Source organism: Enterococcus sp. ARL09-542 (assembly GCF_005234805.1).
Classification (GTDB): domain Bacteria; phylum Bacillota; class Bacilli; order Lactobacillales; family Enterococcaceae; genus Enterococcus_D; species Enterococcus_D gallinarum.
This window is the reverse complement of sequence record NZ_QPQX01000005.1, coordinates 108,698-124,980: the sequence shown is the minus strand read 5'-3', so window position 1 is coordinate 124,980 and position 16,283 is coordinate 108,698. Positions and strand designations below refer to the sequence as shown.

Sequence of the window (16,283 nt, the reverse complement as noted above, 5' to 3'; positions counted from 1 at the left end):
TTTACGGAAACATTTTGATAAAGTTAATCTGTTGTAATTGTGGACTCCACAGCTACAACCGCACAGAACAAGTTATTAAGTACGAAAGTCACTTGGGATGGCGAGTCTAAGTATAATAGAAGGAGGTGCTTTAGAGCATGTACGCAATTATCAAAACTGGTGGTAAACAAGTAAAAGTTGAAGTGGGTCAAGCAATCTATGTTGAAAAATTAGATGTAGAAGCTGGACAAAAAGTTACTTTTGATGAAGTGATCTTAGTAGGTGGCGAATCAACAAAAGTAGGTGCCCCAATCATTGCTGGTGCAACTGTTGAAGGAACTGTAGAAAAACACGGCAAACAAAAGAAAGTCGTAACTTTCAAATACAAACCTAAAAAACATTCACACCGCAAACAAGGTCACCGTCAACCTTACACAAAAGTTGTTATTGACGCAATCAATGCATAATTCTTACGAAAAGTAGGGTAACGAATATGATCAAAGGGACATTCAAGCGTAATGACTCTGGTCGGATTGTTTCTTTTGAACTTACCGGTCACGCGCAAGCAGGAGAATATGGCAAAGACATCGTCTGCGCAGCTGCTTCAGCATTAGCGATCAGTGCGGTAAATGGGATCGATGCTTTGGCTGGTGTAACACCAATCGTTGAAGCGAACAATGAAGAAGGTGGCTACCTTCTTGTTAAACTTGTTCCTCGTTTGACCCAAGAGCAGTCGAATATCTCTCAGATTCTTTTAGAGAATCTATTGATTGGTCTGCAATCTGTTCAAGAAGAATACAGCGATTATATCCAAATTAAAACAATCAAAGAAAACTAGGAGGTGCATCTCATGTTGATGAAAATGAATTTGCAATTCTTCGCTCACAAAAAAGGTGGCGGTTCTACTTCTAACGGACGCGACTCTCAATCAAAACGTTTAGGTGCTAAACGTGCTGATGGTCAAACTGTTTCAGGTGGATCAATCCTTTATCGCCAACGCGGTACTAAAATTTACCCAGGAGTAAACGTAGGTATCGGTGGAGATGATACATTATTTGCAAAAGTTGACGGTGTTGTTCGTTTCGAACGTAAAGGCCGCGACAAAAAGCAAGTTTCTGTATACCCAGTAGCGCAAGAAGCTTAATAATACAGTTAGATGATTTACTATATCCTTAGTAAGTCATCTTTTTTTATTCGGTTTGTTTGAAAGCGATTTAATTAGAGGAGGTCTGAAATGATCCGGCTAAAACCAATCACAAAAGAGAATTATCGTGGCTGTATTGAACTAAAAACAACCAAAGAACAAGAAAAATTTGTTGCGCCTAATTGGTATTCTTTGCTGGAAGCTGTATATGAAGAAGCTCGGCAGGCTTTTGCGATTTATCATCAAGAAGAAATGATCGGTTTCTTATTGTTTAGTTATTACGAAGCGGATGAAGATTATGCAAAAGAATCATGGTGGATCGAGCGTTTTATGATTGATCATCGCTTTCAGCAAAAAGGATATGGATCACAGGCAATGGAAGCAGCGATTGAATGGTTCCGGCAGGCGATCCAAGCAAAAGAACTACGAATTTCTTCCGTTAAAGAAAATACGATCGCTAAACAAATGTACGAAGGTTTTGGATTTGTTGCAACTGGAGAGTTTGTAAATGATGAGACCGTGTTGTTGAAAGAATGGAGATAATCTGGTTGAAAATAAACTCATGGTGGTGTTGGATGTGAGGAGCCGACAGCCATGAGTTTTTTTGCACTTGAAAGACTGCTGTTGTAAGTCCGGGGAAGAATAGGCGATCGTCTTTTCGATCTGTCTCTTCAAACTTTTGTTTTGGTAATCTTGGTCAAACTAGTTACCGGTAGATGTGAAGAGAGAATTATAGCCTCAAAAGTAGAGAATTTCCTGATTGATGACATGTCCAATAGATCACAACTATCTTCGAGAGGATTAACAGAAACTTTACGTGTTGTAAATACAAACAATAAATTGCTTTGGTACTCTTTTTAAAGTAGAGCAAAGCAATTGACAGACTGTGAAATACTCTTTGATTGAGAAAAGGTACACAAGTTAATGTTCGTGATTAGATTGGTTTTACTAAAAAATATCCATTTATAGTGAAAAAATAGTTGTAATTAAATGTACGTTTTTCTATAATCAAAAAGGTAAAGTTCGTTAATTGGTTGTTCTGATTTTTAACACAAAGGAGAAGAAGAATGAAGCTTTGGAAAAAGGTAGGAATCGTTGGATTAGGGTTAGCAACTGGATTGGCATTAGCAGCTTGCGGAGCGGGAGAATCTAGTTCGAGTGCAGAGGAACAATATGTTCCAGAAAAGTTGACAGTTCAATTTGTGCCCTCGCAAGCAGCAGAAACGTTAGAGGCTAAAGCGAAACCGCTTGAAAAGCTGCTAAGTGATAAATTAGGAATTCCAGTTACCGTAAGTGTTTCAACAGATTACAATACGATCGTCGAAGCAATGGCTTCTAAGCAAGTGGATGTGGGCTTTTTGCCTCCAAATGCTTATGTTTTGGCTCATGAACAAAGCAATGTAAAAGTATTACTGCAGGCACAGCGATATGGAATCAAGCAGCCTGGTGGTGAAGCGACAGATGAATTGGTGGATAGCTATCGATCAATGGTTGTGGTCAAGAGCGGCAGCGATATCAAGGAATTAGCTGATTTGAAAGGGAAAACGATCGCTACACAAGATGTAACCTCTTCGGCTGGGTATGTTTGGCCAGTTGCGGAACTTCAAAAAGAAGGGATAGACATCAATAAAGATGTAACGACAGTTCAAGTCAAAGGTCATGACCAAGCAGTTTTGGCTGTCTTGAACGGAGATGTAGATGCGGCTTTCGTTTTTGAAGATGCGCGAAATACAGTGAAAAAAGATTATCCTAAAATCATGAATGACGTGGAACCTATGTATTTCACAGAACCAATCCCGAATGACACCATTAGTGTTCGCAGTGATATGAGTGAGGAATGGGACAAAAAAATCCAAGATGCCTTTATCGAAATTGGTAAAGATGAAGAAGGTCATCAAATCATTTCAGATATCTACTCTCATGAAGGCTATGTAGTCTCCCAAGACAGTAATTTTGATATCGTTCGTGAATATGCAGAACAAGTAGGACAATAAGCGGCAGAGAAAGGGTATCGTATCAACAGATACCCTTTTCAATTTTATAAAAGTAGTTTAATGAGAGAAAGTAGGAGAACCATGGCGTTAGCAAATAAAAAGATCATTTCGTTTAGAAATGTGACAAAAGAATATCCAAACGGTGTGCTGGGGTTAAAAGATTTGAATATTGACATCGATCAAGGGGAGTTTGTGATCGTTGTTGGGTTGTCTGGTGCGGGGAAATCAACCATGCTGCGTTCCATCAACCGCTTGCACGAAATCACCAGTGGCGAAATTTTGATCGATAATCGCTCCATTACAAAGGCAAAGGGCAAAGAATTACGTTTGATTCGCCGAGACATTGGCATGATTTTCCAAAGCTTCAATTTGGTAAAACGTTCGAGTGTCTTAAGGAATGTTCTCACTGGAAGAGTCGCTTATCACCCCACTCTTCAGATGCTTTTGGGATTGTTTCCACAAGCGGATAAGGAACTAGCTTATCAATCGCTACAAAGAGTGAATCTAGCCGAAAAAGTTTATTCAAGAGCCGATCAATTGTCTGGTGGGCAGCAACAACGGGTCTCGATTGCACGGGCATTGACTCAGGAACCAAAAATCATTTTAGCGGATGAGCCGGTAGCTTCTCTGGATCCTATGACAACGGAGAAGGTCATGAGTGATTTAAAGCGGATCAATCAAGAGTTAGGTATTACGATCGTTGTCAATTTGCATTCCGTGCAATTAGCGCGAGAGTATGGTACACGGATCATTGGGTTACGTGATGGTTGCCTTGTTTTTGATGGACCAGTTAGCGAAGCCACTGACCGAAAATTAAAAGAAATCTACGGCAGTGAGATTATCGAAGAGCAAGGAGGCACAGAAAAATGACCACTCAATTGTTGCCTAAACGAAGCGGACTATGGAAGAATATTCTTTGGTTGGTGCTTTTTTTGCTCGTCTTGATTTTGAGTGGATCGATTACGGGAGTCGATCTTCGCCGTTTTTTTGAAAATGCGGATCAAATGAACGTGATACTGATAAAAATGCTGCGACCAGATTGGTCGTATAGTACGATCATTGTGGAGCCTCTTCTTCAAACCATTCAAATGGCAATTGTCGGAACAACGTTTGGGGCGCTCATTGCTTTGCCTTTTTCTTTGCTGGCAGCCAGAAATATCCTAACAATTCCTTGGTTATCGGGGATTTTTCGCTTTCTTTTGAATATCGTACGAACGATTCCTGATTTGATGTTGGCGGCGCTGTTCGTAGCAGTTGTCGGTATTGGTCCGGTAGCTGGTGTGACTTCAATTTCCATCTTTTCTTTTGGGATGATTACGAAATTATTTTATGAGTCGATCGAAACAATTGAAGCGGGACCGATCGAGGCTGTCACCGCTTCAGGGGGATCAAAACTGGCGATTATCCGTTACGCGGTACTTCCGCAGGTAACGAGTCATTTTTTAAGTTATCTTTTGTATGCCTTTGAAATCAATGTTCGCGCCTCAACGATCTTAGGGTATATCGGCGCGGGAGGAATCGGTGTCTTTTTGCAACGATCATTGAGTCAATTTCGCTACGACCAAACGGCAATTATCGTTTTGGCGATTTTTATCGTTGTTCTTCTTATAGATACCATCAGTAATAGAGTAAGGGAGCGATTGCTATGATGTTGCCAACGGAACCCCAGAAAAAAAGAAAATGGCTTTTCGTGCTCGTTCTGGTTGCTATTTATATTTGGGCATTTGCAGGAATCCCCTTAGCTACTATCAAAGAAAACGTTGGTCAAATCTTAGGGGCAATTTTCTACGGATTGATCCATCCGGATTGGAGTTATGTCTATACCGGGGATGGCGAAGATTTGTTCAGTTTAATGATTGAAACGGTAGCCATCGCTTTTGTTGGTACATTTATTTCTTCTTTATTAAGTATTCCTTTTGCGTTTTGGGCAGCTCGAAGCAAAAATACACCTAGATTCTTGTCGGGCACAGGAAAAGTCGTCTTAACAGCGATTCGCACGTTTCCTGAGATTGTTCTAGCCATCATGTTTATTAAAACTGTTGGTCCAGGATCTTTTGCGGGCGTTTTAGCCGTCAGTGTCCATTCCATAGGTATGTTGGCCAAGTTATATAGTGAAGCGATCGAAAATATGGATCAGGGACCTTCTGAATCTGTTGTGAGTGCTGGCGGAAATCGCTGGGCGGTTTTAGGATTTGCGACTTTACCGCAGTTGATTCCAGAGTTTTTGTCGTTTACTTTATATCGTTTTGAATTAGCTGTTCGCTCTGCATCGATTCTGGGAATAGTGGGAGCAGGAGGGATTGGTACACCGATGATTTTTGCTATCAATGCACGATCTTGGAGTCGTGTGGGCATCATTTTGCTTGGTATTATTTTGACAGTTACCTGTATTGATTTTATTTCGGGGCGTTTACGCAAACGATTGGTCTAAGAATAAGAAATAGGGCAATTACACACAGCTCTATTCGATTCAATTGGAGATTCGGTCAGAGTTATTCGCGGTGGTTTGCACAAAAGACAAATCTGGTGGCTCTTTGTTATACTAAAATGTGAAACGAAGTAGCATTAAGGAGGCAGAGGAGATGAAAGCACTATTGATCGTCAATCCTAGTTCAGGAGGCGAAAAAGCTGCAGGATACGAGGAATTAGCAACAAAAAAATTGCAGGAACTATTTGATGAAGTGGCTGTTGCACACACAGAAAAAGCGGGTGATGCCGAGCGGTTCGCATCTGAAGCTGTCGGCTCCGTGGATAGCGTGTTTGCAATGGGAGGTGATGGTACAGTTAATGAGGCGATCAGCGGAATTGCTAGTCATGAGGAGCGTCCGCGTTTTGGCTTTTTCCCTCTAGGTACAGTCAATGATTTGGCTCGTGCATTGGCCATTCCTCTTGATCCTGAAGAAGCAATCGAATCATTTTCGTTGAATCATTCTCGCAAAATCGACATTGGGAAAATCAATGACGACTATTTCATGAATGTAGTGGCGATCGGCATCATTCCAGCAGCTATCAACAATGTTGAAGTTGAAGAAAAAACGAAACTTGGAAAAATGGCTTATTTCCTTTCCGGGTTGCGGGAAGTACGCAAAAATGAAAGTCATCAATTTGAAATTATCACTAGTGGTCAGGAAGCAACAGAAACCAAAATTGAAAGCAGCACACTGATCGTAGGATCGTCGAATACGATCGGTGGTTTTGAATCGCTGTTACCAGAAGCGAGTACGAATGATGGGAAATTGCATCTTATCTACATTAAAGACAGCAATCTTTGGGAAACCATCAAGAGTATTCCCGAACTGCTAAAAGGAGTAACGGAATCCAACGAATCCCTTGGATATCTAACGTTTGAGAAAGCGCAGATCAAACTACTGGATGATACAACGATCGAAACCAATGTCGATGGAGACCCTGGTCCAAGTCTGCCGGTTGAGATCCAAGTATTACCACAACATATTACTGTGTTTTGCGGGCAAGAAAAAAATCAAGCGTAAGCTAGTGGGTAAAGATGATCCTTGTTTTTAGACAAGGATTGTCTTTTTTTATTAGAAAGGTATACTGATAAAAATTTGAAGAAAGAAGGGAATATATGAACATTCGAAAGGCTGCTGTTGCAGATACCAAATCATTGTTAAAAATTTATGCGCCTTATGTAGATCATACGGCTATTACTTTTGAAACAGAGATACCAACTGAGGAAGAGTTTGCGCACCGGATCACTCAAACGCTTCAGCATTATCCATACTTGATTGCTGAAGAAAATGGTGTCATTCTTGGCTATGCTTATGCCACCGCTTACAAAACACGAGCTGCCTATGACTGGACGGCGGAAGTGACGGTTTACATCGATCGAGAAGTAAAAGCAAAAGGGATAGGAACGATGCTTTATCATCATTTGGAGTCAGAGTTGAAAAAACAAAATATCGTAAATTTGACCGCTTGTATCACGGCTGGGAATAAAAGCAGTGTGAGGTTCCATCAAAAATTTGGTTACAAAGAAGTTGCATATTTCCCACAAATTGGCTATAAGTTTGAGCAGTGGCACGATGTTTTATGGATGCAAAAAGAGTTGCAGCAGTTTGATGGTGACGTGCCAAAATTTATTCCCTACCCATTGACACAATAATCATAGCATTAGATTGTCTTTTTTTTGCTAAATGCTTTATTCTTAAGTTAATCAAAAGGTGCTATGAAAAAATGGTTAGTGCTGTATGCTGCAAGATTTTTCAAGGGGCGTGTTTAAGGGTGGCTAGGTTATTGGCTGGTTTGAGTAGGGAAAGTATTCAGAAAAGATTTGCAATTTTTATTCAAACCCATTAAAGTATTCAAGGATAAAACTTTCAAGGAGGCGGAGCTGTTGGGGAAACGGATTGAGCGTATTTATCAATTTTTATTGGAAAATACAGAAAATGGCTTGAATGAAAAGGGAACGACGACATCAGAGGTCGCTGATCAATTGATGATCCAACGAAGCAATGCCAGCAAAGATTTGAATCAACTTGTCAAAGAAGGCCGCGTTCAAAAGAGTGATACCCGGCCAGTGAGGTATTGGGTAGCTCAAGATGCACGGTCTGGGCCTGAGAAATATGTTCCAAGTTATAAAGAGAACCGCCCCCAAAGAGAGAAAGCTACGCCGCAGCGAGTGGATGTCAAATTGGGAAACCGTGATATTTTTTCAACGATCATTGGTGTGAACGGCAGCATGAAAAATGCTGTCGAACAAGCCAAAGCGGCAATTCTGTATCCTCCTAAGGGGCTAAATTGTTTGATCACTGGACCAACAGGTTCAGGGAAGACGTATTTTGCTCACGCCATGTTTCAGTTTGCGAAAAGCAATCAGGTGATCGAAGAGGAAAAAGAGTTGATCGTTTTCAACTGTGCCGATTATGCCAATAATCCAGAGTTGCTTATGAGCCATTTGTTCGGTTATGTTCGCGGTGCTTTTACCGGAGCGGATCAGGAGAAAACCGGAATCATTGATCAGGCGGATGAAAGTATGCTATTTCTAGATGAAATACATCGATTGCCGCCTGAAGGACAAGAAATGATTTTTTACTTTATGGATCATGGAACCTTTAGTCGATTAGGTGAGACTGGTAAAAATCATCAAGCCAATGTTCGCATCGTCGGAGCAACTACTGAGGATCCCAATTCGACATTGTTGGACACTTTTACTCGGAGAATTCCGATCAATATCCAACTGCCGTTTTTTGAAAAACGACCTGCCTCAGAAAAAGTGGATCTTGTTCGGGTACTTGTAGGACAAGAAGCAACACGAATCCAACGCACGATCACATTGACTGAAGATGTCGTTAAAGCGTTGATTGGCAGTGTCAGCTTCGGAAATATTGGTCAATTGAAGTCCAACGTTCAGTTGGTCTGTGCACGAGGGTTCTTGAATCATATGCAACAAGATGAAATCGAGATTGATTTGGACGAACTTCCCGAAGGAATCCGCTCAGGATTAATGGTCTTGGGGAATCGCCGAGATGAGTTAGCAGAGCTGTCCAAAATTCTTGAGCCGACTGTGCGTGTTCAACCAAACCAAAATCTTAATAATATTCAATCCGATTCTTATGAATTACCGTATAATCTTTACGATATTATCGGCGATAAAGCTGCTTTATTAAAAGCGGATGGGCTGGATCAAGAAGCCATCAATCATTTCATATCTACAGATATCAATGTTCATTTGAAATCATTTTACAAAGATCACGGCTTTTCTTTCAATTCAGAAAACAAATTGAGCGAGTTTGTGGATCAAAAAGTGATCACAGTGACAAATCGTATTTATGATCTGGTACGCACAAGGCTGAACTATGAATTTCAGCAAAATTTTGTGTATGCGATGAGCTTACACATTAGTTCTTTTTTGAAAAAAATTCATCTGGGAGAAGAACGGCATACCAATGACAATATTCGTCAAATGGTCGCCGACTATCCGAAAGAGTTTGAAGTTGCTAAAGAAATTCGTACATTTATTGGTGATAGTTTCAAAGTATCGATTCCTGAAAGTGAAACCTATTATTTGGCTGTTTTACTCGTATCTTTGCGGACTGCCCATTCCTCTGGAAAAATTGGTGTAGTTGTAGCAGCCCATGGGAACAGCACGGCAAGCAGTATGGTTCAAGTGGTTCAACAACTTTTAGAAGTGGATCAAGTGGCAGCAGTAGACATGCCTTTGGACATGCCGCCTACCGTTGCATTGAAAAAGATCGAAGAAAGTGTTCAAGCAGTTAATGATGGTAGCGGCGTGATTTTATTAGTAGATATGGGATCTTTAGCTACCTTCAACAATGAGATTCAGAGGGAAACAGGTGTGATTGTACGGACTGTCGATATGGTGACGACATCAATCGTTTTGGAAACAGTCCGAAAAGCCTCAGTTATCGGCACGGACATCGATAGTTTGTATGAATCGCTTAGAAAATTTCGCGGCTATGGTTCCGTTGAACAGCCGGAGGGTCACTTAAGCAATCATCATCGCAAAGCCATCTTAGCCATCTGTGCCTCGGGTAAAGGAACGGCTCAGAGGATCAAAGAACTAATTCAAAGTTCCCTCTCGAAACGTCAAAATCAGAATGTAGAGGTTGTGACACTTTCAGTGGCTGATTTAAAGACTGAGTTAGAACCCATACAAAGACAATATCAACTGATCGCCACGACAGGGATCATAGATCCAAAAATCGATGCGCCTTTTATTTCTCTGGAACGATTCATTGATCAAGATGTAGATCAATTGTTGGAAGAAATTTTGTTAGAGAATGATCTGAGTTTTGAACAAGACGTTGAACTTGGTGAAGAACAAGCAGAAGAAATTTGTTTTAAATATATGGAGCAAAACCTGACTTTTGTCAATCCGCGAAAAGTTATCGAGCCATTGTGGCAATTTGGCCATCAATTGATCAATGATTTAGAATTGACGGATGCAATACCAGGGTTTCAAATCAATTTTGTGCTCCACTCTGCTGGAATGATCGAACGGATCGTATTAAAGCAACCTTTAACTGTCGATGAACCCCTTGTTTCTGAACTGAAGCAAGAGCCGATGTACAAAAAACTTCACATCCATGTTCGCTCGTTCTCGCGCTTGTTAAATGTAGAAATACCAGAAAGCGAAGAATATTACTTAGCAGAGTTGATTAAAAATCATCAAGAAAAAACGGTTTTGGCTGATCAATAATACATTAAGAATAGAATACACTAAAAAAGATACACTTTTTTTCAGTGTATCTTTTTAGTGTATCATCAAGAGGCCGATTCTTAAGCCTTTCCAAAGATTAGTGTATTGTATAAAAGTTGGCACGCTTCTTGCTTCTATATAAGTGGATACAGGAGGTGAATGAAAAAAGTAAGGGATCCACAAATAGCCAGCGGATCGATGGATGTAGGAGGTTTTTACGATGGGAATGGATATACGTCTTGCTCGAATCGATGATCGTTTGATTCATGGTCAAGTAGCAACAGCCTGGTCGAAAATGACTGGTATTAACCGAATCATCGTTGTCAGTGACGAAGTCGCAAATGATCAGCTTCGCAAATTTCTTTTGAAAGAAGCCGCTCCGCCAGGAATCAAATCCAATGTCGTCACAGTGGCGAAAATGCTTGAGGTTGCACATAACGCATTATTTGATACCCAAAAAGTCATGTTATTATTTACCAATCCTCAAGATGTTGTCACACTAGTCAAAGGCGGATTACCGATTCATTCAATCAATATTGGAGGAATGAGCTTTTCGATAGGAAAGCGGATGATCACTAATTTTGTTTCTGTCAATGATCAAGACCTCGAATCACTGCTTTATTTGCAGAAACAGGGCATTGAAGTCGAGATTCGAAAAGTTCCTGCTGATCGTAAAATCTATTTGATGGATATTTTGGAAAAAGAGGGTAGTCACACTTGATTTTTCGTCGTTGCTTTTTTTCTTTCATTTAAGTGTCACATTTATCAATTTTGAAATAGGAGGTAAAAAGATGGTAGGAATTATCCTAGCAAGTCATGGAGAATTTGCAAACGGCATTTTGCAATCTGGTTCAATGATTTTCGGCGAACAAGAAAATGTTAAAGCTGTAACATTGATGCCAAGTGAAGGCCCAGATGATATCAAAGCAAAAATGCAAGAAGCAATCGCCACATTCGACGATCAAGAAGAAGTGTTATTCTTAGTTGATCTTTGGGGCGGTACACCTTTCAACCAAGCAAACAGCTTGTTTGAAGACCACAAAGACAAATGGGCAATCGTAGCTGGTATGAATTTACCAATGGTCATCGAGGCTTACGCTTCACGTTTTTCAATGAATACAGCACATGAGATTGCTGCACATATCATTGAAACAGCTAAAGAAGGGGTCAAGGTGAAACCAGAAGAACTTGAACCGGCAGAAGCTGCTGCTCCAGTTGTGGCTGACGATCAACCTAAAGGATCACTTCCTCCAGGTACTGTACTGGGCGATGGCAAGATCAAAATTGTATTGGCTCGTGTTGACTCTCGTTTGCTTCACGGACAAGTAGCTACAGCATGGACAAAATCAGTGAATCCATCACGGATCATCGTAGTATCAGATGCAGTTGCAAAAGACGACTTGCGTAAAAAATTGATCGAACAAGCAGCTCCTCCAGGAGTAAAAGCCAATGTTATTCCAGTAGAAAAAATGATCGAAGTGTCAAAAGACCCTCGTTTTGGTAATACGAAAGCATTGCTATTGTTTGAAAATCCAGAAGATGTATTGCGAGTAGTAGAAGGCGGCGTAGACATTCAAGAAGTCAACGTTGGTTCAATGGCTCACTCAGTCGGAAAAGTTGTTGTAAGTAAAGTATTGTCTATGGGTACTGAAGACGTTGAAACGTTCGAAGAACTAAAATCACGGGGCATCAAATTTGATGTGCGTAAAGTACCAAACGATTCACGCGACAACATGGATGAAATTTTGCGTAAAGCGAAAAACGAATTGTCGAACAAGTAAAAAGTATACAACTAAATAGGAGGTCTATCATGTCTATTATATCTATGGTATTAGTAGTAGTCGTTGCCTTTTTAGCTGGTATGGAAGGGATCTTGGATGAATTCCAATTCCATCAACCGCTAGTGGCATGTACATTGATCGGTCTAGTGACCGGTAACTTAGAAGCATGTATTATTTTAGGTGGATCATTACAAATGATCGCGTTAGGTTGGGCAAACATTGGTGCCGCTGTCGCACCGGATGCTGCATTGGCATCTGTTGCATCTGCAATTATTTTAGTTTTAGGTGGACAAGGACGTGGCGGTGTTGACACAGCCATTGCCGTTGCGATTCCTTTGGCTGTAGCTGGTTTGTTCTTAACAATGATCGTACGTACATTAGCTGTACCAATCGTTCACTTTATGGATGCAGCTGCTGAAGAAGGTAATATCCGCAAAATCGAAATGTGGCATGTGATTGCCGTATGTATGCAAGGGATCCGTATTGCGATTCCAGCAGCAGCATTGCTAGCAATTCCAGCTGCAACTGTTCAAAACTTCCTAGAATCTATGCCAGCTTGGTTAACAGATGGTATGGCTATCGGTGGTGGTATGGTTGTTGCCGTAGGTTACGCAATGGTTATCAACATGATGGCAACTCGTGAAGTATGGCCATTCTTCATCATTGGTTTTGTGATTGCAGCGATTTCTGAATTGACATTGATTGCGATCGGTGCATTGGCAGTAGCTATTGCATTGATTTACTTGAACATCACCAAAATGGGCGGATCATCAAATGGAGGCGGCGGCAGCAACACTGGCGACCCTCTAGGCGATATCTTGAATGACTATTAGAATCGAAGGAGGAGAAAAAAATGGCAGAAAAAATTCAATTAAGTAAAAAAGATCGTTTAGCCGTAGCATGGCGCTCTACCTTCATTCAAGGTTCATGGAACTATGAACGTATGCAAAATGGTGGTTGGGCATTCTCAATGATTCCAGCAATCAAAAAATTATACAAAACAAAAGAAGACCGTGCCGCTGCTTTGAAGCGTCATTTGGAATTCTTTAACACTCACCCATATATTGCTTCACCAATTCTAGGGGTAACTTTAGCATTGGAAGAAGAACGTGCCAATGGAGCCGCTGTCGATGATGTAGCGATCCAAGGGGTAAAAGTTGGTATGATGGGTCCTTTGGCTGGTGTCGGTGACCCTGTATTCTGGTTTACTGTTCGTCCGATGTTAGGAGCTCTAGGTGCTTCTCTAGCGTTAGGAGGAAACATCTTAGGCCCAATCATCTTCTTCTTGGCTTGGAATATCATTCGTTGGGCATTTATGTGGTATACACAAGAATTTGGCTACCGTGCCGGATCAAAAATCACAGATGACCTTTCAGGTGGTTTGCTGCAAGACGTAACAAAAGGTGCTTCAATCCTAGGGATGTTCGTATTAGGATCGCTTGTTCAACGTTGGGTATCAATTTCATTTGCACCAGTTGTATCTCGTGTCCCTCTTGATGAAGGAGCATATGTGGATTGGGCAAAATTGCCATCAGGTCCAGAAGGGTTACAACAAGCATTCCAACAAGTCGCTGAAGGCCGTGCATTAACAGATACGAAAGTAACAACCTTGCAAAACAACTTGGATCAATTGATTCCTGGGTTGGCTGCACTATTACTTACTCTGTTATGTATGTGGTTATTGAAGAAAAAAGTTTCTCCAATCATCATCATTATCGGTTTGTTCTTAGTCGGTATCGGTGGACACTTGATCGGATTGTTCTAATCTTTCAACTAAAAGTGCTTGGGGAAACCCAAGCACTTTTTATCTATTCGCCAAAAATCATCAGAACAAGTATAATAAGAAACAATAAGACGTAGAAATGGAGCAAACAAATTATGGTACAATCCCTGAACACCAAAGTTGATTTGACGATCGATGCGACCTCATTTTTGGGTATCAACGAATATGGCAAAATTATGATCGGCGACAAGGCTTTTGAATTTTACAACGACCGTGACCAGCGGAAGTTTATCCAGATTCCTTGGGAAGATGTAGATTACGTGATTGCCTCTGTCATGTTCAAAGGTCGTTGGATCCCAAGGTACGCTATTCGGACGAAAAAAAATGGCACCTATACTTTTTCTTCGAAAGAGCCCAAGAAAGTTTTGCGGGCGATTCGCGTCTATGTTGATCCGGATCATATGGTTCATTCTCTTGGCTTTTTCGATGTGCTAAAGCGGGCGTTCACTCGCAGAAAATAACATGCAGGCATATTCTTGTTCAAACCATAATTGATGTGGTACCCTTTTATTAGAAAGTTTAGGAGGGGTATTATGCATTTTTTATGGACATTGATCGTAGGTGCGGTCATCGGATCAATCGGAGGCGCAATCGCTGGTGAGAAACGCGGTTGTATCTTTGATATCGTAGCCGGGCTAGTTGGGGCATCGATTGGTCAAGCACTATTTGGAACATGGGGACCACAGATTGCTGGAATGGCAATTGTTCCTGCCATTATCGGAGCGGTCATTTTTGTCGCTGTTGTTTCGTTCTTCTTGGGACGTAGAAAATAACTTACAGCCATTCATTTTTTAATGAATGGCTTTTTTTTTGTGACTTTTTCTCTGTGAGTTCGTATAGTAGGTATGGAGGGGTGACTGAGTTGGGAGATGAACTGTTAGCAAAAATATATAAAGATTACTCGCAAGACTGTTATTTGTATGCGTTTTATTTTACAAAAAATAAAGAGCAGGCCCAAGATTTAGTCAGTGAGGCGTTTCTCGTCATAGCGGAATCTCTCGATGAGCTAAACGAAAAGCAAATCAACTATTTTTTACTAAAAATAATCAAAAATCGCTTCATTGACTGGACGCGTAAACAAACGGTGGCATATCGATGGCGAAAGTTTCCTTCACACGTTTTTCAAGCAGAAAGCCAACAGTTGTCTACCCCATTGGAAGAAATAATAGGACAAGAGAGAAAAAGAGCATTGTATCGCAGTATTGAGAAATTACCTAAAGATACGCGAGAAGTGATTTTACTATACTATTTTTTGGAGTGGCGAATTGAGGAAATTGCAACGTATAAAGAATGGAGCTACACGCAAGCGAAGAATCGTTTGTATCGAGGAAGACAATTACTTAAGGAGGAATTAACAAATGAATGAACCATTTCACTTTGAACAATTGCAAAGGAAAATCAAACAACAACGTTACAAACGAGGGATTTTCTTTCTTTTTGCAGCTGTTGTACTGACAATTGCAGTTTTACTTGTAATGCCAAAATTTGTTGACCTCTTTTTCTATGATCCTCGGCAAAGTAGTCTACAAGTAAATCAAGATAGTTACATCATGAATCGTCAAATCAATAACGAGTTAACGACGCAAAATCATTTTCTATCGAAGTATGAAATACGTTCATTAGGTTTTGGCAGTTATGAGGTGACAGAAGTTTATCAAAATCTCGATCAGAATCATTCTACGATTCAGACAGTAACGATCGATAAAAATCACTTGCTGAAGAATTATCTCTCTAATTCGCAAAAAAAAGATTTTCTTTTTGAATCACGTATGCGAGATTCATCGAGTCTTGAATTCTCTGAGAATCAGACAATGAAGCAGAACCTTTTGAACAATTTAAAAAAAATGCCCAAAAGCACTTCATTGATCACCACATTAATTTTTGAGAAAGACTTATCTTTGGAAGAATTGAGAGACTGGCAGATGTATCAAATACCCAAAGGAGAAATTCTCTGGACAGCTGTTCGAACAGGGGGGGCAACTGGAAATCAAGATTTTCAGCCGCTTGGGTTTTCCAATAGTTTTTCTCGTGTAGTCCCAGAAGAAAAGACACTTGAAGAGAGTTTTTTAAAAGACTTTCCTTTTCTGGATTTATCAGAAGCAACTAGCAAACAACAATCAGACTATTCAGAAACAGAACAATCCGCTGCGCATTTTGAATCGATGTTGAAATACTTACTAACCCAGAAAGACTTTTTAGCCTTGGAATCGAATGACGCGCGTGATATTCTATCTGTTGAACAAATTGAAACAGCGTTGACCTACATTCAAAAAAACGGTGTACAAACCTATGGAATTTCAGCACGCATGTCCGTAGATGCACTGATTACCCTTCTTGAAAGCGGTGAAAACATTTTAACGGCGCGTGTGATGGAGACGAATTTGTTTTCTTTGATAGACCAGATTAACGAGGATTAAAGAAT

The 16,283-nt window shown here is 40.5% G+C and carries 19 protein-coding genes and 1 other annotated feature; all 19 genes read left to right on the top strand.

Translation table 11 applies throughout. The features are described 5' to 3' along the window. The first annotated feature begins 46 nt into the window (after positions 1–46). Positions 47–118, top strand: a sequence feature (ribosomal protein L21 leader region). 19 nt (positions 119–137) lie between these two features. The 19 genes from rplU (at position 138) to DVW06_RS07405 (ending at position 16,278) form a co-directional block, all read left to right on the top strand. Further along, a complete protein-coding gene (gene rplU / locus DVW06_RS07500; protein ID WP_003126177.1) occupies positions 138–446 on the top strand; it encodes a 50S ribosomal protein L21 in 309 nt (102 codons plus the stop codon). Between the two features lie 26 nt (positions 447–472). Next, complete coding sequence (locus DVW06_RS07495) at positions 473–817, top strand: ribosomal-processing cysteine protease Prp (RefSeq protein ID WP_003126178.1); 345 nt, start codon at positions 473–475, stop codon at positions 815–817. A 12-nt stretch (positions 818–829) separates the two neighbouring features. Beyond that, entirely contained in the window at positions 830–1,123 is a 294-nt protein-coding gene (rpmA, locus tag DVW06_RS07490) for a 50S ribosomal protein L27 (protein ID WP_003126181.1), read from the top strand. Between the two features lie 90 nt (positions 1,124–1,213). Then, positions 1,214–1,666 carry a GNAT family N-acetyltransferase gene (locus tag DVW06_RS07485; RefSeq protein ID WP_003126182.1) on the top strand — a complete coding sequence of 151 codons (453 nt, stop codon included), beginning with the start codon at positions 1,214–1,216 and terminating at the stop codon, positions 1,664–1,666. Positions 1,667–2,190: 524 nt separating this feature from the next. Beyond that, positions 2,191–3,117: a phosphate/phosphite/phosphonate ABC transporter substrate-binding protein gene (locus DVW06_RS07480; RefSeq protein ID WP_003126183.1), complete on the top strand. Its 927-nt coding sequence runs from the start codon at positions 2,191–2,193 to the stop codon at positions 3,115–3,117. A gap of 81 nt (positions 3,118–3,198) precedes the next feature. Further along, a complete protein-coding gene (gene phnC, locus DVW06_RS07475) occupies positions 3,199–3,987 on the top strand; it encodes a phosphonate ABC transporter ATP-binding protein (protein WP_005471132.1) in 789 nt (262 codons plus the stop codon). Further along, positions 3,984–4,766 (top strand): phosphonate ABC transporter, permease protein PhnE, encoded by a 783-nt coding sequence (phnE, locus tag DVW06_RS07470; protein WP_003126185.1) that lies wholly within the window; start codon positions 3,984–3,986, stop codon positions 4,764–4,766. The genes phnC and phnE (DVW06_RS07470) overlap by 4 nt, the downstream gene beginning before the upstream one ends. Further along, on the top strand, positions 4,763–5,548 hold the full coding sequence (gene phnE, locus DVW06_RS07465) for a phosphonate ABC transporter, permease protein PhnE (protein ID WP_003126186.1): 786 nt from the start codon (positions 4,763–4,765) through the stop codon (positions 5,546–5,548). Before phnE (DVW06_RS07470) ends, phnE (DVW06_RS07465) begins: the two co-directional genes overlap by 4 nt. 151 nt (positions 5,549–5,699) lie before the next feature. After that, a complete protein-coding gene (locus DVW06_RS07460; RefSeq protein ID WP_003126187.1) occupies positions 5,700–6,608 on the top strand; it encodes a diacylglycerol/lipid kinase family protein in 909 nt (302 codons plus the stop codon). A gap of 95 nt (positions 6,609–6,703) precedes the next feature. Continuing rightward, a complete protein-coding gene (locus tag DVW06_RS07455) occupies positions 6,704–7,240 on the top strand; it encodes a GNAT family N-acetyltransferase (protein ID WP_005471134.1) in 537 nt (178 codons plus the stop codon). 231 nt (positions 7,241–7,471) lie between these two features. After that, positions 7,472–10,297 (top strand): sigma-54-dependent transcriptional regulator, encoded by a 2,826-nt coding sequence (locus DVW06_RS07450; protein WP_005471136.1) that lies wholly within the window; start codon positions 7,472–7,474, stop codon positions 10,295–10,297. Positions 10,298–10,523: 226 nt separating this feature from the next. Beyond that, the gene (locus DVW06_RS07440; RefSeq protein ID WP_029486684.1) at positions 10,524–11,018 is read left to right on the top strand and encodes a PTS system mannose/fructose/N-acetylgalactosamine-transporter subunit IIB; all 495 of its coding nucleotides are present in this window, start codon (positions 10,524–10,526) and stop codon (positions 11,016–11,018) included. A 70-nt stretch (positions 11,019–11,088) separates the two neighbouring features. After that, positions 11,089–12,078, top strand: coding sequence for a mannose/fructose/sorbose PTS transporter subunit IIB (locus DVW06_RS07435; protein ID WP_003126193.1), 990 nt, complete (start codon positions 11,089–11,091; stop codon positions 12,076–12,078). 29 nt (positions 12,079–12,107) lie between these two features. Next, entirely contained in the window at positions 12,108–12,911 is an 804-nt protein-coding gene (locus DVW06_RS07430; protein ID WP_003126194.1) for a PTS mannose/fructose/sorbose transporter subunit IIC, read from the top strand. Between the two features lie 20 nt (positions 12,912–12,931). Further along, on the top strand, positions 12,932–13,843 hold the full coding sequence (locus DVW06_RS07425; RefSeq protein WP_003126195.1) for a PTS system mannose/fructose/sorbose family transporter subunit IID: 912 nt from the start codon (positions 12,932–12,934) through the stop codon (positions 13,841–13,843). Positions 13,844–13,956: 113 nt separating this feature from the next. Then, entirely contained in the window at positions 13,957–14,322 is a 366-nt protein-coding gene (locus DVW06_RS07420) for a DUF956 family protein (RefSeq protein WP_005471141.1), read from the top strand. Between the two features lie 72 nt (positions 14,323–14,394). After that, positions 14,395–14,634, top strand: coding sequence for a GlsB/YeaQ/YmgE family stress response membrane protein (locus tag DVW06_RS07415; protein WP_005471142.1), 240 nt, complete (start codon positions 14,395–14,397; stop codon positions 14,632–14,634). 80 nt (positions 14,635–14,714) lie between these two features. Beyond that, the gene (locus DVW06_RS07410) at positions 14,715–15,227 is read left to right on the top strand and encodes an RNA polymerase sigma factor (RefSeq protein ID WP_238696169.1); all 513 of its coding nucleotides are present in this window, start codon (positions 14,715–14,717) and stop codon (positions 15,225–15,227) included. Next, on the top strand, positions 15,220–16,278 hold the full coding sequence (locus tag DVW06_RS07405) for an anti sigma factor C-terminal domain-containing protein (RefSeq protein ID WP_137264528.1): 1,059 nt from the start codon (positions 15,220–15,222) through the stop codon (positions 16,276–16,278). The genes DVW06_RS07410 and DVW06_RS07405 overlap by 8 nt, the downstream gene beginning before the upstream one ends. Positions 16,279–16,283: the final 5 nt, after the last annotated feature.

Bases quoted from the DNA above. Each gene is read 5' to 3' on its own strand.
- rplU (WP_003126177.1), top strand. From the start codon at position 138: ATGTACGCAATTATCAAAACTGGTGGTAAACAAGTAAAAGTTGAAGTG.
- DVW06_RS07495 (WP_003126178.1), top strand. From the start codon at position 473: ATGATCAAAGGGACATTCAAGCGTAATGACTCTGGTCGGATTGTTTCT.
- rpmA (WP_003126181.1), top strand. From the start codon at position 830: ATGTTGATGAAAATGAATTTGCAATTCTTCGCTCACAAAAAAGGTGGC.
- DVW06_RS07485 (WP_003126182.1), top strand. From the start codon at position 1,214: ATGATCCGGCTAAAACCAATCACAAAAGAGAATTATCGTGGCTGTATT.
- DVW06_RS07480 (WP_003126183.1), top strand. From the start codon at position 2,191: ATGAAGCTTTGGAAAAAGGTAGGAATCGTTGGATTAGGGTTAGCAACT.
- phnC (WP_005471132.1), top strand. From the start codon at position 3,199: ATGGCGTTAGCAAATAAAAAGATCATTTCGTTTAGAAATGTGACAAAA.
- phnE (WP_003126185.1), top strand. From the start codon at position 3,984: ATGACCACTCAATTGTTGCCTAAACGAAGCGGACTATGGAAGAATATT.
- phnE (WP_003126186.1), top strand. From the start codon at position 4,763: ATGATGTTGCCAACGGAACCCCAGAAAAAAAGAAAATGGCTTTTCGTG.
- DVW06_RS07460 (WP_003126187.1), top strand. From the start codon at position 5,700: ATGAAAGCACTATTGATCGTCAATCCTAGTTCAGGAGGCGAAAAAGCT.
- DVW06_RS07455 (WP_005471134.1), top strand. From the start codon at position 6,704: ATGAACATTCGAAAGGCTGCTGTTGCAGATACCAAATCATTGTTAAAA.
- DVW06_RS07440 (WP_029486684.1), top strand. From the start codon at position 10,524: ATGGATATACGTCTTGCTCGAATCGATGATCGTTTGATTCATGGTCAA.
- DVW06_RS07435 (WP_003126193.1), top strand. From the start codon at position 11,089: ATGGTAGGAATTATCCTAGCAAGTCATGGAGAATTTGCAAACGGCATT.
- DVW06_RS07430 (WP_003126194.1), top strand. From the start codon at position 12,108: ATGTCTATTATATCTATGGTATTAGTAGTAGTCGTTGCCTTTTTAGCT.
- DVW06_RS07425 (WP_003126195.1), top strand. From the start codon at position 12,932: ATGGCAGAAAAAATTCAATTAAGTAAAAAAGATCGTTTAGCCGTAGCA.
- DVW06_RS07420 (WP_005471141.1), top strand. From the start codon at position 13,957: ATGGTACAATCCCTGAACACCAAAGTTGATTTGACGATCGATGCGACC.
- DVW06_RS07415 (WP_005471142.1), top strand. From the start codon at position 14,395: ATGCATTTTTTATGGACATTGATCGTAGGTGCGGTCATCGGATCAATC.
- DVW06_RS07405 (WP_137264528.1), top strand. From the start codon at position 15,220: ATGAATGAACCATTTCACTTTGAACAATTGCAAAGGAAAATCAAACAA.